The 21,973-nt window shown below is 40.4% G+C and carries 22 protein-coding genes; 15 read left to right on the top strand and 7 right to left on the bottom strand.

Going from position 1 to position 21,973, the window contains the following annotated elements:
* The first annotated feature begins 2 nt into the window (after positions 1-2).
* The 4 genes from LI82_RS00665 to LI82_RS00650 all read left to right on the top strand — a co-directional run bounded on the left by LI82_RS00665 (position 3) and on the right by LI82_RS00650 (position 5,550).
* Positions 3-1,304 carry an APC family permease gene (locus tag LI82_RS00665; protein ID WP_048193043.1) on the top strand — a complete coding sequence of 434 codons (1,302 nt, stop codon included), beginning with the start codon at positions 3-5 and terminating at the stop codon, positions 1,302-1,304.
* 467 nt (positions 1,305-1,771) lie between these two features.
* Positions 1,772-2,422 carry a corrinoid protein-associated methyltransferase CpaM gene (gene cpaM / locus LI82_RS00660; protein ID WP_048193042.1) on the top strand — a complete coding sequence of 217 codons (651 nt, stop codon included), beginning with the start codon at positions 1,772-1,774 and terminating at the stop codon, positions 2,420-2,422.
* Positions 2,419-3,570 (top strand): HgcAB-like fusion protein, encoded by a 1,152-nt coding sequence (locus tag LI82_RS00655; protein ID WP_048193041.1) that lies wholly within the window; start codon positions 2,419-2,421, stop codon positions 3,568-3,570. The genes cpaM and LI82_RS00655 overlap by 4 nt, the downstream gene beginning before the upstream one ends.
* Before the next feature lie 177 nt (positions 3,571-3,747).
* Positions 3,748-5,550 carry a glycogen synthase gene (locus tag LI82_RS00650; protein WP_048193040.1) on the top strand — a complete coding sequence of 601 codons (1,803 nt, stop codon included), beginning with the start codon at positions 3,748-3,750 and terminating at the stop codon, positions 5,548-5,550.
* 17 nt (positions 5,551-5,567) lie between these two features.
* Here LI82_RS00650 and LI82_RS00645 read toward each other — a convergent pair whose 3' ends face one another.
* Entirely contained in the window at positions 5,568-5,798 is a 231-nt protein-coding gene (locus tag LI82_RS00645) for a hypothetical protein (protein ID WP_048193039.1), read from the bottom strand.
* A gap of 176 nt (positions 5,799-5,974) precedes the next feature.
* Here LI82_RS00645 and LI82_RS00640 point away from each other — a divergent pair, with 176 nt between their 5' ends.
* Positions 5,975-6,604, top strand: coding sequence for a type 1 glutamine amidotransferase family protein (locus LI82_RS00640; protein ID WP_048193038.1), 630 nt, complete (start codon positions 5,975-5,977; stop codon positions 6,602-6,604).
* A gap of 253 nt (positions 6,605-6,857) precedes the next feature.
* Here the strand turns inward: LI82_RS00640 and LI82_RS00635 are convergent, their stop codons facing one another.
* Positions 6,858-7,721 carry a hypothetical protein gene (locus tag LI82_RS00635; protein WP_048193037.1) on the bottom strand — a complete coding sequence of 288 codons (864 nt, stop codon included), beginning with the start codon at positions 7,719-7,721 and terminating at the stop codon, positions 6,858-6,860.
* Between the two features lie 208 nt (positions 7,722-7,929).
* Positions 7,930-8,205 (bottom strand): zinc ribbon domain-containing protein, encoded by a 276-nt coding sequence (locus LI82_RS00630; RefSeq protein WP_048193036.1) that lies wholly within the window; start codon positions 8,203-8,205, stop codon positions 7,930-7,932.
* Between the two features lie 352 nt (positions 8,206-8,557).
* Between LI82_RS00630 and LI82_RS12295 the strand changes: the two genes are divergently transcribed.
* The 3 genes from LI82_RS12295 to LI82_RS00615 are packed head-to-tail and all read left to right on the top strand — an operon-like array spanning position 8,558 to position 11,629.
* Entirely contained in the window at positions 8,558-9,469 is a 912-nt protein-coding gene (locus LI82_RS12295; RefSeq protein ID WP_052402634.1) for a 2-oxoacid:acceptor oxidoreductase family protein, read from the top strand.
* Positions 9,469-10,689: a pyruvate synthase gene (locus tag LI82_RS00620; RefSeq protein ID WP_048193035.1), complete on the top strand. Its 1,221-nt coding sequence runs from the start codon at positions 9,469-9,471 to the stop codon at positions 10,687-10,689. The genes LI82_RS12295 and LI82_RS00620 overlap by 1 nt, the downstream gene beginning before the upstream one ends.
* A 4-nt stretch (positions 10,690-10,693) precedes the next feature.
* Entirely contained in the window at positions 10,694-11,629 is a 936-nt protein-coding gene (locus tag LI82_RS00615) for a thiamine pyrophosphate-dependent enzyme (RefSeq protein WP_048193034.1), read from the top strand.
* A 21-nt stretch (positions 11,630-11,650) separates the two neighbouring features.
* Here LI82_RS00615 and LI82_RS00610 read toward each other — a convergent pair whose 3' ends face one another.
* From LI82_RS00610 to LI82_RS00600, 3 genes are all read right to left on the bottom strand, one after another.
* Complete coding sequence (locus LI82_RS00610; protein WP_236622629.1) at positions 11,651-12,835, bottom strand: Glu/Leu/Phe/Val family dehydrogenase; 1,185 nt, start codon at positions 12,833-12,835, stop codon at positions 11,651-11,653.
* 62 nt (positions 12,836-12,897) lie between these two features.
* Positions 12,898-14,571, bottom strand: coding sequence for an acyl-CoA synthetase (locus LI82_RS00605; protein WP_048193033.1), 1,674 nt, complete (start codon positions 14,569-14,571; stop codon positions 12,898-12,900).
* Positions 14,572-14,643: 72 nt separating this feature from the next.
* A complete protein-coding gene (locus LI82_RS00600; protein ID WP_048193032.1) occupies positions 14,644-15,147 on the bottom strand; it encodes an NTPase in 504 nt (167 codons plus the stop codon).
* 1,082 nt (positions 15,148-16,229) lie between these two features.
* Here LI82_RS00600 and LI82_RS00595 point away from each other — a divergent pair.
* Positions 16,230-16,829, top strand: a complete 600-nt coding sequence (locus LI82_RS00595) for a methyltransferase family protein (protein ID WP_048193031.1) — start codon at positions 16,230-16,232, stop codon at positions 16,827-16,829.
* Positions 16,830-17,169: 340 nt separating this feature from the next.
* Positions 17,170-17,589, top strand: a complete 420-nt coding sequence (locus LI82_RS12290) for a hypothetical protein (protein WP_167879786.1) — start codon at positions 17,170-17,172, stop codon at positions 17,587-17,589.
* A 121-nt stretch (positions 17,590-17,710) separates the two neighbouring features.
* Here LI82_RS12290 and LI82_RS00585 read toward each other — a convergent pair whose 3' ends face one another.
* Positions 17,711-18,361 (bottom strand): YggS family pyridoxal phosphate-dependent enzyme, encoded by a 651-nt coding sequence (locus LI82_RS00585; protein WP_048193030.1) that lies wholly within the window; start codon positions 18,359-18,361, stop codon positions 17,711-17,713.
* 501 nt (positions 18,362-18,862) lie between these two features.
* On the opposite strand from LI82_RS00585, the gene LI82_RS00580 reads away from it, so the two are divergent.
* The 5 genes from LI82_RS00580 to LI82_RS00560 all read left to right on the top strand — a co-directional run bounded on the left by LI82_RS00580 (position 18,863) and on the right by LI82_RS00560 (position 21,961).
* Complete coding sequence (locus LI82_RS00580) at positions 18,863-19,147, top strand: DUF3303 domain-containing protein (RefSeq protein ID WP_048193029.1); 285 nt, start codon at positions 18,863-18,865, stop codon at positions 19,145-19,147.
* A gap of 420 nt (positions 19,148-19,567) precedes the next feature.
* Complete coding sequence (locus LI82_RS00575; RefSeq protein ID WP_048193028.1) at positions 19,568-19,885, top strand: DMT family transporter; 318 nt, start codon at positions 19,568-19,570, stop codon at positions 19,883-19,885.
* A gap of 53 nt (positions 19,886-19,938) precedes the next feature.
* Positions 19,939-20,427, top strand: a complete 489-nt coding sequence (locus tag LI82_RS00570; protein ID WP_048193027.1) for a GbsR/MarR family transcriptional regulator — start codon at positions 19,939-19,941, stop codon at positions 20,425-20,427.
* 252 nt (positions 20,428-20,679) lie between these two features.
* On the top strand, positions 20,680-21,015 hold the full coding sequence (locus LI82_RS00565; protein WP_081955692.1) for a DUF1622 domain-containing protein: 336 nt from the start codon (positions 20,680-20,682) through the stop codon (positions 21,013-21,015).
* Between the two features lie 94 nt (positions 21,016-21,109).
* A complete protein-coding gene (locus tag LI82_RS00560; protein WP_048193026.1) occupies positions 21,110-21,961 on the top strand; it encodes a class I SAM-dependent methyltransferase in 852 nt (283 codons plus the stop codon).
* Positions 21,962-21,973 lie beyond the last annotated feature (12 nt).

Here is a 21,973-nt window from a genome sequence, read left to right as displayed (position 1 = left end):
CTATGAATGACACGGTTTCAGAAAAATCCATTGGATATCTGTCTGCGGTTTCTATTGGCATTGGGGGGATGGTAGGCGGAGGTATCTTTGCAGTCCTTGGTCTTGCTGTTGAACTTGGGCAGGGGAAAACACCTATCGCATTTGGACTTGCCGGTATCGTTGCATTGATCACATCGTATTCCTATGCAAAGCTATCTGTCAAATATCCTTCCGAAGGAGGGACTGTCGAGTTTTTGAATCAGGCATTTGGTTCAGGGCTTATCACAGGTGGACTAAATATTCTTCTATGGTTAAGTTATGTTATTATGCTTTCACTTTATGCCTATGCTTTTGGAAGCTATGGTTCCACGTTTTTTCCCGATTCGATGCAATCGGTCTTAAAACATGTACTCACCAGTGTCATTATTGTGTCGTTAACTGTAGTGAACATTGCTGGTGCAAAAGTAGTTGGAAAATGGGAAGAGTGGATTGTTGCCTTTAAGGTTGCTATTTTACTGATATTTATCAGTGTAGGTATATGGAGTACTAAATCCCACCAGCTTCAGCCAACAATTGGTGCAAATCCGCTTCAGCTTGTGGCTGGAGGGATGATCATTTTTTTGGCTTATGAAGGATTTGAATTGATCGCAAATACTGCAAAAGATATCAAAGATCCTGAAAAAACACTTCCTCGTGCCTATTATTCAGCTGTTGTATTTGTTATTTTACTTTATGTGTTAATTGCTTTTGTTACCGTTGGAAATGTATCAGTTGATAACATTATACAGGCCAAAGATTATGCTCTTGCTGTAGCTGCAGAGCCTTTCCTGGGAAATTTCGGTTTTAACCTTATTGCAGTCGCGGCTCTCTTGTCTACAGCTTCAGCTATTAACGCAACATTATATGGTGCTTCACGTGTGAGCTTTATTATTGCCAAAGATGGGGAATTGCCTGAAATACTGGAAGAAAAAATATGGAATCGGCCGATTGAAGGTCTTTTGATCACCTCAGCTCTCACATTGATCGTAGCAAATACTTTTAATTTAAACAGTATCTCAATAATGGGGAGTGCTGGATTTTTATTGATCTTTGGAGCTGTCAACGCTTCCAATGTTTACCTTTCTCAGAAGACATCAAGTTATAGATGGATCTCAATAACAGGGGTTGTTGCCTGTTTTGTTGCACTGCTTACATTGATCTGGTACACTTTGAATAACTCCCCAAAAGATATTTTCATACTGGCCTTTATGATTTGCTCAGCATTTGCCATCGAAGTAATTTATAGGAGATGTACAGGCAGATGCATAAAGAAAATCCATGAATGACATAATTTATTTTTAAACCTAATTATATTAATTTTGTCACAAGCTATAAATGGAATATGTCCCATTAGATATATGGGGTAATTAGAAATTTGTCCATAATTTGTGGGTAATGGGCAAAACGAGGCACTGAAATACTTGATTTGATAAAGGTTTTCTTATGAGGTGAAACTATAGGAAATACTAATCCGCATCTGTGTAAAAAGTGTAGGACACATCTTAAAAAGCTGATAATGGGGTCGAACATCATCTACTATTGTCCAAACTGTGGGTGCAAAACGTCTTCGCAGTATGTGATCTAAAAGAAGTTGCTATCAAGACGATAACAGAATATCTGACAGACCAAATCCAAAACCTACATATCAAGAGAGTTTCGATTAAACACCATTTGATCTGGTTGGGTATATATTTACAATCCACTTAAATAAATCACTTGAAATTGAAGTATCCAAATGAGTACATATATATTAATGAAGATACTTGAATCAGCTCCTGATAGGTATGACTGGTGCATTCGTATTCTCACTGTTGGAAGATTAGATAAGGCTTATGATAATTTAACAGCCTATATACAAAAAGGGCAGATTGTGCTTGATATTGGTTGTGGGAGCGGAGCACTGACACTAAAAGCTGCTGAAAAAGGTGCAAAAGTAAAAGGAATCGATGTCAATTCCCAAATGTTAGATATTGCACAAATGCGGGCAAGTAAAGCAAGTCTTATGCAAAACATCGAGCTGTTTGAAATGGGTGTTGCAGAGCTTGGGAGCGAAAATGCAGAAAGTTACGATGCTGTAATGAGTGGACTTTGTTTTTCTGAATTAACTGATGATGAATTATTCTATACGTTGAAAGAGGTAAAAAGGATATTGAAGGTGGGTGGTCTCTTCCTCATTGCCGATGAGGTGATCCCTAAAAATAGCTTCAAGAGGATGCTCAATTGGTTCATAAGATTTCCTTTTGTAATAATTACTTACCTTATTGCACAAACCAGTACAAATGCCATCAAAAACCTGCCGGAAAAAGTGAAAGAAGCAGGATTGCAAGTAGAATCGATCAGATATAATAAAACAGGGAATTTTATTGAATTGGTGGCAAAGAAACCTGAAGAGATAATGAAATGAATCTACATTACCTCATTATATACATTATTGAAACTCTATTGAGAGTTTTCCCTTTCCCCTGTCAAACAGGTTTGATTAAGATAGGGGATCCTGATATCAATTCACCTGTTATTCTGACCTGCAATTATCATCTAACTGTAGAAGGAGTAAAAAGGGCGATAAAAGGAATCGATGTTTATCTTCTTGTTGCTAATAGCAAAGGAATAAATGTCTGGTGTTCAGCTACAGGTGGCCGTTTCACAAATCATGACGTAATTTCAGTTCTGAAAACCAGCGGAATTGAAGAAGTAGTAGGTCACAGAAATGTAATATTGCCCCAACTTGCGGCCACAGGTGTCGAAGCTAAGATCATAAAGGAAAAAACAGGATGGGAAGTGATATGGGGGCCAGTATATGCAAAAGATCTCCCTCTTTTTCTAAAAGACCATTTCATCAAAACACCGAAAATGAGGGAAGTCGAGTTTCCCTGGAAACAACGTATTGAGATGGCTGTTGCCTGGGCATTTCCAATCTCTGCTGTCTTGGCTATCATCATGATTATTTTCCGGAGTGAGGCTATTCTTCCTGTTGTTTTCCTGGTTTGGATCATATCATTCTTAATTTTTATATCATTTCCGGTTTATAGCCGTTTTTTAAAAACTGAGGGGAAAAAAATTGGATTTATTTTCTTTGATTTTGGGCGTGGAAGCCTTCAACTGATTATATGGACCATTCTAATGGTTGCTCTTGCTATTTATGTAGTGTTATCTGGAAATTTCTCGTGGAGATTTATTTTATTCTGGGGTTTTATTTCATTCATTGTTGTTCTCATCCTAAGCATTGATCTAATGGGTAGCACACCAGTCTACAAAGGTGGGTTTCAGGATGATAGATTGCTAAAAGTTATCCTTGATAAGGATAAGTGTAAAGGTGTTGGTTTTTGTGAGGAGATCTGTCCGAGGAATTGCTTTGAGGTAGACAGAAAGCGACATATTGCAACAATGCCTAGGGCAGATCAATGTGTTCAATGCGGTGCTTGCATCGTCCAATGCCCTTTAAATGCTTTATATTTTAAGAGTCCAAATGGTGAAATTATACCTCCTGAAACCATCAGAAAATTTAAGTTAAACCTTATGGGGAAACGTTTTGTGAAAGTAGAGGAAAAATAAAGTGAATTATAATCAGTTCTGAATAAAAATTTTTATTAATCGGTTATGTTTCGGGTTTGGCCAGTAGTTTCAGATAATAATGGCAAATTTATACTGGATGAAATAAACACTTCATATCAAAACCATTTTTGATTTATACGAGGATAGACAAATTTCATTTGTGCGGGGAACCAAATTATGGGAAAGAAATGGTTAATTATTGCCGGAGAAGAGGCTGGACCCAGATCTAACAAGATGGGGGGAATCTGGGATGTTATCGATGCAGAAGCTACAACTCTGGCATCACTTATTGATTCCAAAGAAATTAAAGATGAATCGATGCCAAAGATAATTGTAGTTGGTCCATATTATGGTCATAGTGGAGCTGACTGGAACAAAGGTCTCAACAGGATTACTGATATAAGTGAATTAGAGGAGTTCCGCAATGATGAAGATGTATCTGCAGCCATTGAAACTCTTAGATTGTCCGGTATTGATGCCATAAGTGGAGTTAGAAAAATCAGCAATCTTGAAATAATTTACTTGCTGTTTAATACAGAAACTTTTAGCAGAGTGCCTGCAGAATATAAAGGGGTTGACATGTCCCTTGAAAACAAAGTAAAAAGTGAAGCATATGAATTACTGGGACTTGATTCATTAACCTATGAGAATATGGATAATGGAACTGAATATTGCCATTATCTTAATTTATCGTATGCCATTTCTGAATTTATATGTGAACTTTTTAAAATAAGTCAGAAAAAACTTAAAGAATATAAAAATATACATCTCTCTGAAACAAAAAGACCTGCTGATTCAAACATACAGTTATCTCTTCATTGTCACGAATTTTCAGTTTTCTATGCCATTGCAAGACTCAAGAAAATATGTTTACCATTGAAAACAGTAGCTACATACCACGCTACACTGCCTGGAAGAGTAGCTGGGCATTACGCAATACAGAAAATACGCAACAACGATAGTTCATGGTCAGAAGGTGTACCCAGGAACCTAGCTGAATTGGAATCTCTTTCAAAGTATGCTGATGTGGTAACAGCTGTGGGCGAATCTACAAGGAAAGAAGTGAAGCTTTTTTATGGGGTTTCCGGGATACTGGTTAGAAATGGAATTCTTATTGAAAACGATGGTCTTGACTGGGAAAAGAAAAAGCAGTGTCGTGAAAAGATCCAGATGTTTTTGTCCGATAATCTGTATAAATATCATGATGGTGAACAGTCATCTCCAAAAAAAGTGATCCCCATATTTTCGATTTCAAGAATAGAGATCGAAAACAAAGGATACCCCGATTTGCTTGATTCTCTGGTTTTGCTTGATCGTATGGTAAAATCCGAAATACTCATGGGTAAGCTTGATGAAGATGTACGAGTCGTATGCTTTTTGGTTACAGCCCATGGACAAAAGACGAATTTGCCTTTAGGTTTTCCAATAAATCTTCCAAAAGAAGTACTTATTGGAGAAGAGCTCAGACTCCAGAAGATGATTGAAGAGAGAGGGCTTGAATGCTCAAATCTTCCAAGTGGTAGAAGATGTGTTTCAGCTGTGTTATATCCTCAATGGTTATCAGACCACGATGAGGGTTTGAATATGAACCATGATGAGTTCATGACGGGGTGTATTGCAGGAGTATTTCCTTCGAGATATGATCCATTCCTGTTAACAGGACTTGAGGCTGGCAAGGAATACACTCCCAGTATTGTTAGCAAAGTATGTGGTTTTAGCGATGCTCTGAAAACTGTCAAAACTTTGGTTCCGGGTATGGGGGGTGTAGTTGTAGTAGATAATGTTGATGTATCATACAATGAAACCATCGTGGATTACGCTATCGCTATGGACTACTTTTTGGATAGCTATCTTCATGATAAGGTAAAATACAACCTTTTATGCGAAGAGGCATATCTTCTCGCTGGAGAGATGAACTGGGAATTACCCACTAAGCATTACTATGAACTTTTAACTGGTGTTAAGATAATAAAAATCTGATGATTATTACAGTTGTTTCAAAGCATATTATTCCAATTCTCCAATTTTTCCCTCTCATAAGCATTGAGAGTGAACGGGTTATCACTCCTGGTATTCTGCTTCATGTGGTGCAAAGTACCCTTAGAGAATCCCATTTTCTTCCATTCGGTATAAGGCATGTCAATGATCTTCTTCCTCAATAGATCAGAATCATCCCTCTTGCCCATATAAGCAGGCTTACTGAACTCAACCGTTTTTCTTCTTCCCAACAAGATGATGACTAAGCTCCCTTGCCTTGAGCAACAGTACAGAACCCCAAGAACTATTCTTCATCCTCAACTGCCTGGAATCCTGCCTAAAGTAAATTTCAAAAATAGTTTTGTACCTACAAGTCAGTTTAGTAAATGAAAATATAGAATCACATATCAAAATCAGGAGTAATATAATGACTAAAATAGCTTATCTTTACGTTCTTAACACGATGGCCGACTGGGAGCCGAGTTACCTGATCGCTGAATTGAATTCCGGCCGTTATTTCAGGAAGAATACAAGCGAATACACGGTCAGGACAGTAGGTATTACAAAAGAGCCTGTTGTTACCATGGGTGGGTTGCGCATTGAGCCAGACATTAGCCTTGATGAATTAATGACTGACGATGCCGGAGTGCTGATCCTGCCAGGTGGCGATACCTGGCTTGAAGATATTCACACGCCAATACTGGAGAAAGCAAAGGAGTTCCTGGATGCAGGTATCACTGTTGGTGCCATATGTGGTGCAACTCTGGGTTTTGCTAAAGCCGGCCTTCTGGATAACAGACTCCATACAAGTAATGATCTGGATTACCTGAAAACGGTCTGTCCCGATTACACCGGAGAATCATTTTATCGTCAGGAGCCTGCTGTGACTGATGGTAACCTTATAACTGCCTCAGGGATTGCCCCTCTTGAATTCGCAAAGGAAGTTATCAGGAACCTGGATGTATTTTCGGCTCAGACCCTTGAAGCATGGTGTCAGTTATATGTTACTCATAAGACGCAGTATTTCTATGCAATTATGGAGTCGCTGGAAGAGTGAGGTAAGAGTTTACAGTGTGTTTTAGGTTTGGTATTCTGCTCCATATCGTGCAAAAATGGATATATAAAAAACTAAGATATTCTTTGTTAAGGGAATTAAAAGGTGGGAACAATGGAATTAGGCGCATTTTCAGTTAGTCTTAATGTAAAGGATATTGAATTGTTCCAAAAAAAGTTGCTGTAAAAAGTAATAATATTTCATTTAATGAATATTAAAAAATAAGATATTCCTCATTATCAGGACAATAATATGCTTAGACCCTGATCAGCCCAAGTAAACCCAAAGTATAGAGGAATATCATTAAAAATGCAGCAGTTGCCTCTCGTTTAGTCCATCCTTTCTCTCCGTTCACAAGTCCTTTCAATGCGGATATGTAACTTATGAGTTGATCATTTTCATGATATTTTGTTTTCCTTGCTTCTTTTACTTCGGCGATCGAAAGGCATATCCAGAGAAGGAAAACGTATCCTGCTATCAGGGAAAGTAGTGAAAAATCCGGATGTGACCATGTTCCAAGTGTTTCTCCTGCAATTTCATTAAGAAGAGTGAAGAATCCTGTAAAGTATGCAAGTCTTAAAAGGCTTAAATTTGTAAACAGCATAAATGAAGCTATAAATTTAATAGATATGATCAGGGGGTTCTTTGTCAGATCAAAGAGTATGAAATCTGCCAGTATAAGCAGAATAAAACTTAAGATGACGAAATGATCTGTAAAATTGAACCACTTGGATCTTGAATATTGTTTTTCGAATATCTTCCAGAGGTTGTGAGCTGACCAGAATATTGCTCCATACCCGGGTAATATCCAAAGCGGAACATTTCCTAATACACCACTGATGTATGTAAAATATCCGTATTGTACGCCCAATAATTCATGTATGAAACCAAAAATGGATGCTATCAAAAGCAACGTTTTTCCTTCAATTTTGCTGTTCTTCCAAAAAACGATCCATAATACAGAGAGTATAACTGCAGGAGCAAATTCATCCTTTGTCTGGATATAATATGCAAGAATACCAAGTATTGTACAAAGCATGAACAGAAAAAAGTACAATGGAGTATTGACAAGTATTCTGCTTTTGTTTTCAATATACTTCAGGGGGAAGAATCCACTCATAAAAAGTTCTCCTTGATCTTAGACTGATAATCGTTCCAATTTTCATCTTAATAAGTAATTCTTACAAGTTGAAATGGATCATCTGTTAATGTTTCTAATTATACTTTGCCACTAAAGTTTATTTGATAGGGGTGTCGGGCATAGCGATAGCTATCACCCTAATTCTTCGATCTCTCCTTTACATGAGTGTTGAGAGCAAAACTAAAAATTACTTCCATCTCTTTAATTTTGGAAGATTCTGTTGGCTAATCTTTTTTGCTTCTTCCAGTGACATGATCCCATTTTCATCAATTGCTTTGGAGCATTGCTCTATCATTTCATCCAAAGTAATGTTGGGCTGTGTGAACTCGCCATTCTGGTAACAATAATTGCAATATTCTTCACTCTTTGAACCATCTGCATTGGTTCCAAAATCCTCGTCCTTCCCCAAAGGCATTCCACAACTCTGGCAAAAGACCAGACCTTCCAGCTCCTTCATATCCATGCTTTACCCCTGCTCCATTAGTTAAGTACCCGTATAATTATTGTACAGCAGACTATATCAATTTGACTGTGTAAAAAATATTAAACTAAATATTAATAACACTCACCCAATTTCTCCAACCGCTTAAGTGCCTGATTGTTAGGGTCAACGATCCATCACTTTTTGTATTCTCCATCATATAATGTAAAATCGCCTTCGGAGATCCCATGTTCTTTCATTTAACATAAGTCATATCCAGAATCATCCTCTCAGGCATCATAAAATACCCTGATGTCATCGACCCATATAGATCAAATAAACAATGAGAGGATATTTATACACATAAAGTCCCTAAATATACTGGGGAGTATAAATGCTCAGATTAAGATTCCATGGCAGGGGTGGCCAGGGAGCAAAGGTTGCCAGCAGAGTGCTCGGTACTGCTGCATTTCTGGATGGTTACAATGCTCAGGATTTCCCGTTATATGGTGCCGAGAGAAGAGGGGCACCTATCACTGCGTTTACCCGTATATCAAGAGATGATATCATGGAGCGGGGCTTAGTTTCTGATCCTGATATTGTGATCGTTATGGACGAAACCTTACTCTCGGATCCTCAAGCTATGCCATTATCAGGACTTAAAAAAGGTGGTATTGTTTTTGTAAACACACCTCTTAGTCCTCTTGAAACAAAGGAAGAGTACGGGATCGAAGACCATGTGATCACACTGGATATCACAAAGGTCAGCCTTGATATGATCGGAAAGTCCGTCCTCAGCAGCCTTGCAGCTGGTGTTGCTTCCAGGATCGCTGGTATTGGGGAGGAGGCTTTAAAGGGTGCCCTGGAAAAGGAACTATCCGGAATCATATCGGACAGAGATCTTCTAGGAAAAAATACAGAGGCTGCACTTTATTGTTACAATACTTTAGTACCGGTCCAGGTAAAAACTGCTGAGACAATCAGGGAAAAAGAGAATGTTATCACATTACCTTTTGAAACTGCCCGTGTATCCAGTCCTGCCATAAATGCTACCGGCAATACTCCCTTGCGAAGAACAGGAAACTGGCGTGTGTTCAGACCTGTCTGGAATTATGACATCTGCACCAGGTGTATGACCTGTGTTTCCAGGTGTCCTGAGGGTTGTATCCGGCTGAACGAAGACGGCTATCCGTATGCGGATTATGACAATTGTAAGGGATGTTTGGTATGCGCCGAGGAATGTCCGGTAAAAGCTATCACTAAAGTTCGGGAGATTCACTCCCGGTCCGAAGAGGGGGATCAATAATGGGAAAAGAGATGCTTACCGGTAACAGTGCTGCTGCCTGGGGAGTGCGACTGGCAGAGGTGGATTATATTCCGGCATATCCTATAACTCCCCAGACTGAGATAATTGAGACAATTGCAAAGTGGATATCCGATGGGTCTATGGATGCGAGTTTTGTCACCATGGACTCGGAACATTCCATGATCACGGCTGCAGGGGCTGCTTCAGCTACCGGTGCCAGGACCTTTACGACTACGTCCAGCCAGGGACTGCTGTATGGTTTTGAGATGATATATACAGTGGCAGGGTGGAGGGTTCCTCTGGTGATGGTCAACGTATCGAGGGGTTTATCCTCACCGATCACCCTGGGTCCGGACCATAACGATATTCTGGCAGTCCGGGATTCGGGATTCCTGCAGATCCATTGCGAGACCTGCCAGGAGGTACTTGATTCTGTCCTGATGGCATACAGGCTGGCAGAGGATGAGCGTGTGCTCCTGCCGGTGATGGTTAACATGGACGGTTTTTACCTTTCATTTACCAGGGAAGCTGTGGAGATCCCTGATGTGGAGAAGGTCAGGAGTTTCCTGCCAGAATACAGGCCGGAACATGCCTTTTTCAAGGCAGCCAGGCCAATGGCCCAGGGAGTAGCGGTCCTTGGCGGGGATTATTATTCTTATTTCAAGTACCAGATGCACCTTGCAAGTCAGAATGCTCTTGAGATCTACAAAGAGGTCTGTGATGATTTTGAAAGGATATTTGGCAGGAAATACGAGGTCATTGACGAATATATGATGGAAGATGCCGAATATATCCTTGTGATGACAAACTCATTCTCAACTCTCGGGAAGGCTGCTGTGAAAAGGGCACGGGAGGATGGGGTCAAAGCCGGCTTATTAAGGCCGAGGTTCTTAAGGCCATTTCCGGAATCTGAAATAAAGAACGCATTGAAAGGAAAGAAAGCTGTGGCTGTCATCGACCAGAACATCAGCGTAGGAAAGGGAGGTATCATCTATTCAGAGATGGCAGGTTGCTTGTACAATGAGATTGACAGGCCTCTTTTGCTATCTTTCATTGGAGGACTTGGAGGCAAGAACATCAGCCAGAAAGAGTTCGAGTTTATCTTTGAGAAAATGATCAGTGCATCGGATACTGGAATTGTTGAACCTCCTTCTCTACTCTATACGGAAAGTGAGTTGGAAGGCATAACAAAACTGAAAGAGATCGCAGGGAAGGAATAAAGATATGGATACATCAACCATCAGATCCATAAAGGAACTGCCACCTGAAGAGAACATGCTGCCAGGGACTGCTGCATGTGCAGGCTGTGGCGGTCTCCTGACATTGAGGTATTGCCTGAAGGCACTGGGTGATAAGATCGTCATCGTAAATGCAGCAGGATGTTTTACCCTTCTTACCATCTATCCATTTTCACCATTCAGGAATTCCTGGCTTTATACGGCAATGGCCTGTGCACCTGCAGGAGCCCAGGGTGTCCGGGATGCTCTGGACATACTGATCAAAAAAGGGAAGCTTGATCCTGAAGAGAACCTGAAGGTGGTCGTGCTCTCCGGTGATGGTTCTGCATATGATATGGCACTCTCCTCCACATCCGGGGCAATTTACCGCAACCTGGACTTCTACTACATCTGTTATGATAATGAAGCATACGGAAATACCGGTTTCCAGCATTCAGGAGCATCTCCTTTTGGTTCAAGGACAGGAACAACCCCTCCCGGAAAGGAGGTCCCGGTTGGTTCACAGCTTCAAAAGAAGAACCTGTTCGACATCTGGAACAGTCACAAACCGCCATACATTGCAACTGTTTCACCGGCATATCCTGTTGACCTGATGAACAAGTTCAAAAAAGCAGAACAATTCAAAGGTCCAAAGCTTTTCATATCTCACATACCCTGTCCGCCCGGATGGGGATTTGATCCATCCCGATCTGTCAGACTTGCAAAGCTTTCAGTTGAGACAGGGCTCTGGCCATTAAAGGAGTCTGTCCATGGTGAGGTGGAACACACTTATGTCCCGAAGAAATTCAAGCCTGTGGAAGAGTACCTTAAAGAGCAGGAACGATTTTCACATCTTTTCAAACCGGTAAGACAGGAGGATGCTTTAAAAAGCATTCAGGAGATGGTGGATGAGTACTGGAAGAAACATGAGCTCCTTCCTTAAATCCCCCTCCCTCCTCCTTTGTTATACGAATCCCGGAGCTGATGAGAACAGTGACCATCGTCTGTAACCCATAGCCTTGTGGACCCTTGCAAGGGCAAGCTCCAGAGCAGCCTCCCGTGGAAGTATACTTTTGCTTTCTGAGTCAGTCAACACCAATCTGGTATTGAGACGTATCTTCTCCTCTATGGCCTGAAGTGCTGCACATTCACTGGCTCCCTCATATTCCATAGCAGCGCAGATCACTCCTCCTGCGTTGGCAATGAAGTCCGGAACGCACAGGATACCTTTCTCATGCAGGTACTTCTCAGCTTCAGGAGTTATTGGTATGTTGGCACCTTCAACAACAAGTTTTGTTTTCAGGCGGTGCACATTCCCCTCATTAAGGACATCCGGACGTGCTGCCGGGATCCATATATCACAGTCAACATCTATGACTGCATCGAGCTCGAGTTTCTGTCCTCCGGGATAATCGACCACGCTTCCTCCGGAGTCTTTTAAAGCTATCAACGCATCAACGTCGACCCCTTCTGAGTTATATAAAGTACCTCTGGAATCTGCTACTGCAACCACAACTGCTCCTTTTTCCACAAGGAAGCGTGCTGCGTTCTTGCCCACTGCCCCAAATCCCTGTACCACAACTCTGGCTCCTTCCAGTTTGAAGTCACAGAACTCAAGGGCAACTTCAGTTGAATGTCTGAGCCCCCATCCGGTAGCCCCTATCTCATCCAGGGGGATTCCTCCAAGGACTCTGGGCAATCCGACCACCCTGCCGATCTCATCCTTTACACAGGCCATGCAGTCCTCATCCGTACCCATGTCAGGAGCAAAGATGTATTCCTCTATCTCCCTCAATGAGCAGGCCAGGGCTCTTAGAAGTTCTACCTTTTTTTCAGGATCCATCTTCGGGTCAGCATAGACAACAGCCTTTCCTCCTCCATAGGGAAGGCCTGCAGCTGCATTCTTAAGGGTCATGGCCCTTGCCAGACGGAAACACTCCTCTGTGCTAACATCCGGAGCTATGCGTACTCCTCCAATTGAAGGTCCTGCCGCCACATTATCCACCACAAGCACAGCTTTCAATCCAACAGACGGTTCATATATATGGATGATCTTGCTCGGTCCAAGCTCATCCGCAAATCGAAAAATATCTTCCGTATAAACCCCTCCCTTATATATCTCCTGATTCACAAGATCACAGGACATCATGTAGTATTTTCTCTTTACTGAATAATAATATTTACCTACAGACCACACTTTTGATTGTTATTTCAATCGGCTCTTTGCCACAGCCCTTTTTCTTTTAGCTTTTCGATTACATCCATTTTTGTCTCGAACTCGGTGACCCTGAGCTCTTTGCGCTTGATCTTGCCACTGATGGTCTTTGGTAGTTCCCTTAAAAATTCGATTTCCCTTGGATATTTGTAGGGAGCAGTCACCTTTTTGACGTGATTCTGGATATCTTTAATAAGTTCTTCAGATGGCTCGAATTCCTTCCTCAGGACAACAAAGACCTTAACAACCTCTCCTCTTATTGGATCTGGACTCGGGATCATCGCCGATTCAATGACAGCTTCATGAGAATTTACTGCACTTTCAACTTCAAATGGACCGATCCTGTAGCCCGAACTTATACATATATCATCAGCCCTTGATTCGAACCATATGTATCCGTCCTCATCCAGCATTGCAAGGTCACCGGTCAGATACCAGTTTCCAACAAAGCATTCTCCTGTTTTTTCAGGTTTGTTGTGATATCCTTTGAAAAGCATAGGATGATCCCTTGCGACAGCGATTGTCCCCTTTTCGCCTGAGGGTAACTTTTCACCTGTATCGGGATCGACAATTGCCCCCTCTACACCGGGTGTGAACCTGCCCATGGACCCGGGCTTTATTTTCATTCCGGGCAGGGTGCAGGCAATGACACAGGTTTCTGTTTGTCCGTATCCCTCTCTCACAGATACCCCGAACTTTTCATCGAAGAAATTAACGATTCCCGGGGTACAGGGCTCACCTGCAGTTAAGATAACCTTCAGTTCCGTCAGATCGAATCTCTGGTCCGCATCTTCGATCGTTGCCATGGCCCTGAGTTCCGTTGGGGTAAAACATGCCTTATTTATATTCCATTTATCAAGCAGTTCAAACCATTTTTCAGGCTCAAATCTTCCGGAGTAATGAAAGTTGGTAGCTCCTGCATTTAGAACAGCACCGAACGGTCCCCAATACCATTTTGCCCAACCTGGCTCGGTTGTTGCCCAGCATAGCTCATCGGATCGTGTGTTCCACCAATAATATCGATTTAGCCTGTCGAAGCAGTACATCAATGAATGGTTATGCAATACACCCTTTGGTGCACCTGTGGTCCCGGAGGTGTAGTTGATGGCCAAAAGATCTCTTGCATTTAGTGTTTCGAGGTTCAGGTCTGTGGATGCAGAATAGATCTCCTTTTCATAATTTCTCCATCCTTCTCTCTGACCTGAAAAGAATAGGTTGATTTCCGGGATCCTGTCCTTTATTGCATCTACCTCATCAGCAACTGCAGGATCATCTGTTATCAAAGCCTTTGCTCCGGCATCCATTATCCTGTAGTCTATGTCCCTGCTTTTGAGCATGATCGTACTTGGAACGACAGCTCCACCTATGGCCCAGATGCCGAGACTCGCAACATAAACATCCGTTCCCCTGGGAAGTATTACTAGTACCCGGTCACCTTTATGGATGCCTGAACCCCGAAGGATATTTCCAAATCTCATTGCATTGTCCCAGACCTCACAGTACGCTGCTTTCTCAATCTTTCCGTCCGGGTGCTCGGTAACTGCCATCAACTTTTTTTCATTCGTTGCCCATTCCTTTATGGTATTAACAAAATTGTAATCTTCAGGAACATCCCAATTGAAATTCTTTCTTTCCTCTTCATAGTCGAATGCTGCCGTTTCTGTCCCCATTTAAATCTCCCCTCTTGATGGCTATGCTCATCCAAAATATGAATTCTCAGCTTTCTTTTCTTCTTCTCTGCCTTACTGGAATCTCGTGGTAATTATATCAGGCAGATCGTCCCGATTGACTTCATCAACTGTCAGAACCTCGAACTCCTCCCTTATCCTCTGCGCCAGCGGATGTTTGCTCGATCTATGAAGTACAGCAAGTATTGGCCTTTCCGAATCAAGGACCTTTTCCACAGCCCGGATAAAGTTATCAGATTTGAGTTCCATGGGCCCGACCTCATCTATTACTACAAGATCACAACCAATGGCATCCCTGATCGCCTTTGCACCGATATCATTAAGGTCTTCAAGGTTCACATGATATTTTCCCATCTTCGGGCCGGTGCATTCGACATGGCTCAGGATACCTTTTCTGCCAGTATCGATGTCCTCTATCGAAAATCCCTGGCGTTGACCTTCCACGCGTATTTCGGCAGCCCGGATTCCGCAGGCTTTTAGGTCAAGTTTTTCCACAATTTTTGACACTACAGTTGATTTTCCCACACCGGGCTTTCCTGTTATTGCTATTCGAAGCATCCGGTTTTACTCCCCTATATCCCCTATATATAGATGGATATGGTTGTATTTAACTTGAATTGGTTTTCGACTGGTCGATAATTTAAGGTGTATTATTTCTCCTTGTGAAGTGGTTCTGCAGAAACCCGATGTGTTAACTGTAAACAACCATATGATTTAATTATAAGAAATTCCTTGTAGGTGCAGATTAGGAGAAGAGAATAGGCTGAGCAGGTTCAAGTCAGACCTGTGAGTTACTTATTGCTGATCTTAAAGGCTGAGGTCATAGATTCTGTCTTTTTTACTTTTCTTTTATGATATTTAATTTCTTTTTTGTTACCAGATTGTATATCAAAAACAATTAGTAGTTTTAAAACATATACTCTATTACCGTATCATAAGTGATGCGGTGTGGCAGTGAATCAGAAGGTAGAACGCCATCGGGTATAAAACCCCATAATCTTTCAAGGTTTATATGGCATTTGTAAATCCTTTAGGTCGACCTGAGATGGGGGAGAACATCGGGGGAAAGGGTCGCCCAACGAGATGTTGTCCAATAAGGTCGACAGATCGATCCCTGATCACTGCCTTCAACTTACTTTTTTACGATTTATTTTTGTTTAGTTTTGGCTTTTTTGACTTTTCATAATCCAAGCCTCTCCTAGAGAATTCTATATAATCTGTTGTGGCTCATATTAAGAAACTTATACATCTTACCAATATGAAAAATGGAGAGTATAATAGATTTCAGAGACCATTTTCTTTCATTTATTTCACTTACTATATCACCAACTCCCACAAAATACTCGGGTCCACATTTCAAGTTTCTTGATGTATGTGCAGGATCTTTTTGGTCATGTAATTGCCGAGCTTGCTCAGGAGAGGATACTATTGTTCAAGACCGGTGATGTAGGGTGCTTTATATCGTTTAATTTATATTATGTGAACTTCTAATATTTATCAAGAAACTATAATGTAATATTTTTGGATGCTGGTGAAGGAGCTTGTCGAAAATCGATTGGCACCAGGAAGATATGAAAGTCATATCAAGTCATAAATAATAGATAAATATCATTCAAATGAGAATAAGGGGGTTATTAGATTTGGTCTCATCCACAATTATCCTTGTATTTTGTCTGGTAACATTTGCAGTTATTCACAGCTTTTTAGCAAGTCTGCCTTTCAAACGTTTTATAATGCAAATTTTGGGTTCCCGGGTAGAAACATTATTCAGACCAGTGTACAGCCTTATCGCATTGATAACCATATTACCACTCATCTACCTGCTATACAAGAATCCGGGACCTATCTTCTACATAGTACCTTCTCCATGGCGCTGGTTTATGGTTGGCGGTCAATTGATCGGTGCCATCATTGGTGCCAGAGGTTTGATGGATGCACCCCATAGGTTCAAGATCAGTGGACAGTTATCTGCACCAAATACTCCTGAAGCAGGTTCCCTGGATATTCGGGGCATTTACCGATGGATACGTGATCCCTTCCTGCTCTCAGGTCTGATCATTATCTGGCTGACTCCCTTTATGACCTTCAATCTGCTTATCATATACATTTTGTCTACGATATACATATATCTGGGTTCGCTGCATGTGGAAAAAAGACTGCTGTCACGGTTTGGTGACGAATACAGGGAGTACCAAAAAAAGGTTCACAGGATTATTCCTCATTTTGGAGGAGATTATTAAAAAATATTAAACAGCATATTTAATGATCTCAATAAGTATTTGTATTTCACAAGAACTTGGCTGTGAACCAATAGTCATCCAATGAAATATAGACATAGAAAATGCTAAGTATGTTCCTGCTCCCAATTTATAATTGGAAAACGGCCTATTTGCATTGTGTCTGACAGATTTTATAAGGGGGAAACCTATGGATTACAAATATATTTCATGTTTAATACTTATTTTTTGTATTTTTATTAGTGGTTGTGTGACTCTTACATATGATACTAAAGTCGATAGAGACGGTGAGATCTTAGAGCATACGATGATCATAGAGACTAGCTCATATGTATATTCACTAATGAACGAGGAAACCCAGATCAGAGAGATTGTGGCTTCTGAAGGTGGAGAATATAGTGAGATCTGGGATGGCGATAATGTGCAGATGATCATTAGTGGACTTATTCCACCAAACATCTATACGGAAACAGACGGGGATTACCTTATATACCGACATACGATAACCGACAACTTCACGACCGATTATTCAGAATACGGAGCTGCTGCTATAGATGTACATTATTATCTGGAGATGCCTGGTGATATTGTTGAATCTAATGCAAATGTAGTCGATGGAAATAAAGCAGAATGGCATATGGTAGGTAACACTCAGCCCGAAGATATCTATGCCCGGTGCGAGCTTCCTTCAATTCCGGGGTTTGAGACCTTAAGTTCTATTCTAGCGATCTTCGCGATAGCATTCTTCTTTAGAAAGGGATAAAATTCCTTTTTCATTTTTAGTTTAGAGCTTCAGTATTCCGGTTTTAGTTTCTTTCAGATATCTCAGATTAAACTTAGAGTAATCTTCCTTGCTCAAGCATCTAAAGCTAAATTTTAGTATTTCAGTATTTACGATTTCCGAATATTGCAGAACCAACACGTACCATCGTAGCCCCTTCCTCGATGGCTATCCTGTAGTCATTGGACATTCCCATTGATAATTCCTGGATATCGATATTATCTTGATCTACCTGTTTCATTTCATCAAAAAGCGCTTTCATTTTCTTGAAATATGAACGTGTTTGCTCAGGTGATACGTAAGGGGGTATGCACATTAGTCCTTTCACATCAACATTTTTGAGTGAATGGATTTCTGTTAGCACCTGACCGATCTCATCTGACCCAAAACCGAATTTTTGTGGCTCGTTGCCAATATTTATCTGAAGGAAGACTTTCTGTACCTTGTCAATGTCTTTGGCTTTCTTATCAATGTCCTGTATCAACTTTAGTGAGTCAACCGACTGGATCACATCAAAGTGCTGAACGGCTTTTTTAACCTTGTTTGTCTGTAAATGTCCTATAAGGTGCCTTTCACAGGGCAGGATCTCATCACATTTGTCCTCGAATTCCTGAACTCTGTTCTCCCCTATGATGGTGGCTCCGGCCTTGATGGATTCATTTATCCTGTCAGGGTCGATCGTCTTTGTGACGGAGACAAGTTTTGTTCTTCCAAGTTCCTTAAGGATCGTCTTTACATTTTCATCGACTGTCATTTAAGTTCCCAATACGATTTTTGTTCAAGATATAGTGCATTTAAGAGATTAATTTGCGGTCTATATTGACTAAGTACAATGAATTTTATATAAAACGTTCGTTTGGTTTTGCGGGCTTCTTCATCTAATGTAACGTATACTTTGAGGACCTTCTTTTCTTCCATTCAGCATACATGTTAACGATTTTTTTATCACCAGATCATAAATATCGTATTTCAATTGAGATAATGAATGCAAGAGCATAGGTTTACTTCACTGATTCTCGCAGATATCAGATAGCTTCGAAATATAGACCTGATATTTTTGTTCTTACTTCTCACTTTAACGCTTGCTAATAGAAAGCTTACATAAATAAGAATATATGTGATAATGTAAATCTTCTTTATGGGTTTGGGAGAAATGAAATGAAATTCTCTTACCTGATCAGCCGTAAGCCGGGGCTTTCGGCTATAATTAAATGAATGGATGAAATGTAAGTGAATTAAAGGGGAGTATAAAGAAATGTTGTTTATGGACATAATCACATTTGACTCAAAGGACATTAATGAAGTGAGAGAACGTTTTGAAAACTGGGAATATCCGGAAGGAATTACGATCATCGGTGAATGGGATGATCTTTCCAGTTGTCGGCATATTGTTCTATACGATGTAGAGAACTCTGAAGCTTATGCTGCGGGTATGTTCCCTTGGCTGGACATCTGCCGTTTTGACAGTTTTCCCGTGATGGCATCAAGTGACGTCGCGAAATTCGTGTCAGAGCACATGGGATATAATCCAGTAGTTTGATAATCCAGAGATTTCTGTTTTGTTATCGATTTTATATTTTCTTTTTTAATTTTTTCATCATTAAATGTTCTGCATTTGCTATTTTTCTTCTAATTGGATGGGTTTTCTATCTGGCAACTTCAGAAGGTGCAGGTTATGGACGCATGTTGTTGAGGAAAATATTAGCTATCGTTATGGCTCTCTTTGTTGTCAAGAGAAGAAGATGATCATCATTGTCTTAGCTCTACTTTAACTTCTCTGACCTGTTACTTTTTATTTTTGATAGTATACAGGCATCAGTAAGAATATGAGACTACAAGGATGTAACTATCTTATTTGAAGGTCCCAAGATTATAGTGATGTTCTCTGGCAAAATGCATAAATAAAAGTTCAACATCAATAGCTTTTAATACTTATTAAATGCTATGAAAGGTAGAAATTATGGAATGGATATACTTACTAATTGCAGGAATATTTGAAACCGGATGGGCAGTTGGATTAAAATATAGTGATGGTTTAACAAAGTTTTATCCAGTCGTATTTACAGTAGTTACTTTAATTTTAAGTATGTATCTATTGGAAAAAGCTTTGAGAACATTGCCTGTTGGAACAGCCTATGCGGTCTGGACAGGTATCGGGATCATCGGGACAACAGTATTGGGAATATTCCTTTTCAATGAATCAATGAATGTGACCAGGCTCTTCTTTATCGGACTAATTGCTGTTGGAATTGGTGGATTAAAACTGGTATCCGCTTGATCATGCATTTCCCAATATTTAATAGAAAATAATCGGATATACAAGTGAGAAAAATGACTGACATTGAAGAAAAGATAATTGACATTGGTCATGAGATCTTTAGAGGCTATGGAGTTGATGATTCCACTGCACAGATCTTATCGATACTTAATTTTGAATCCAAGGAAATAAGTATGGAGGAACTGGCACAGAGGACCGGATATAGCCTTGCTTCTATCAGCCTTAAGATAAAGAATATTGAACATTTCTGGGGTATAAAACGGATACATAAACCCGGATCCCGCAAGACATATCTTCATATGGAAAAGAATCTGTTGGATGCCTTTGCTATACAGATCAGGAATGGTTTTGAAACCGAATTAAACATTGCAAAAGAAAAGATAACTCCTCTTATAGAAGAGTATAGAGACCATGTCAATACTGAAGAGCAAAAAATAAAACTCCAAACGTATGAGAACTATCTCTTAGAGATCAATAAGTTTGAAGAACTGATCCATCACATATATGATCGAATAGATCAGTTAAAAAAGAAGCAGGTTTAAGCTGTTACTTGCTTTTTCCAATGCCTTTTTTGCATTAATTCAATTTTTAGGTATATGTTGCTTTTATATCATTCATTAATTAGAGGAATTATTTGATATCTTGATAGCTCTAATTATTATGCCAATTAGGCTGGGTCAGATCGTTAAGAATAAGCAAGTTTTCTCCTTTTTTTATTAATTTAAATCACTTCATTAAAGGCATACGTACCACTCTTTATTTAGTTTCAAAGTAATTCTTATTAGAGGGATTATGTGGATACATATACAATCGTAGAGTTTATCTTAAGGGTAATCGCAAGCTTATTTACGATCGTAGGAAGTATTTTAATAACGTATGGTGGCTTGAGATCAATCTATAAAGTGATCATGCTTGAGATCTTTAAGAAACCATATGAATATAATGGAGTCCGAAGAGACCTAACTAATAAAATAATATTCGGACTCGAATTTTACATAGCAGCCGATATTCTTGAGACGGTATTAGCTCCAACAACTGAAGAGCTTATACTTTTAGGTGCAGTCGTAGGTATCAGGACTGTTCTGGGATATTTCCTGGGTAAAGAAACAAAAGAGTATCAGTTAGATTGAATCTATGATGATTCAAAAGCAATGATATTGTAGTATCGATCATTGAATACATAACAAACACCTATATTTATTTTAACTGTTGAAGTGATCCATTATGCAAGAAAACGACCTTTCAATGAAAGAGATCGAAGATCTGGGTTACTATGATTTCATGAGTTACCTTGGGGTGCCATATTTTCATGTGGGTGGCTTAACATCGACAGAACGGTTGGCTGAACTGTGCCAGGTGAACAAGGACAGCAAGGTGTTGATGGTCGGATGTGGCACAGGATTTAGTGCTTGTTTTGTGGCTCAAAGGTTTGGCTGTTCTGTTGTTGGTGTCGATATTGCGGAGGTTTCCATCAGGAAGGCAAAGGAGCGGGCAAAATCATTAGGTCTTGGTGAGAGGGTGGAATTCCGTATGGGTGATGCCTACGACCTGCCCTTTGAGCCTGATACCTTTGATGTGGTGATCACCGAGTTCGTGGCTCAGTTCCTGGATACGAACAGGGCATTCAGGGAATTCGTAAGGGTGTTGAAGCCCGGAGGCATGGTGGGGATCAATGAGATGTACATGGATGCGGATATCCCTCCCTCCATAGCAGAAGAGATCCTGGAGGCTGAACACATCTTTGGTGAGATCACACAATTGCCTTTTTCACTTCCTTCTCCTGAGGAGTGGAAGCAATGGCTTGAAAAGGCAGGATTGAGCGATGTTCAGGTGCACAAAAATAAGATCTCTGTGAGTTTGAAGGAATTCAAATTGGTGACAAGAACAATAGGAGGTTTTGGAGAATTTGCCCGTTTGTTCATGAGCCTGATGATAGGAATGGCCAGATACACCATATCAAGCAAGACGATCAGGAATAGGTTCAGACAGCTCAGTAAAGGTAAAAGGATCCTGATGAGAAATAGATCTACTTCGAAGCATGTGGGTTACGTTCTTGCTGTTGGCAGGAAGGTCTAAAAATCAAATATG

Origin of the sequence: Methanococcoides methylutens, assembly GCF_000765475.1 — an archaeon.
Classification (GTDB): Archaea; Halobacteriota; Methanosarcinia; order Methanosarcinales; family Methanosarcinaceae; genus Methanococcoides; species Methanococcoides methylutens.
The sequence above is the reverse complement of the archived record's forward strand: the minus strand, read 5'-3'. Positions and strand labels throughout refer to the sequence as shown.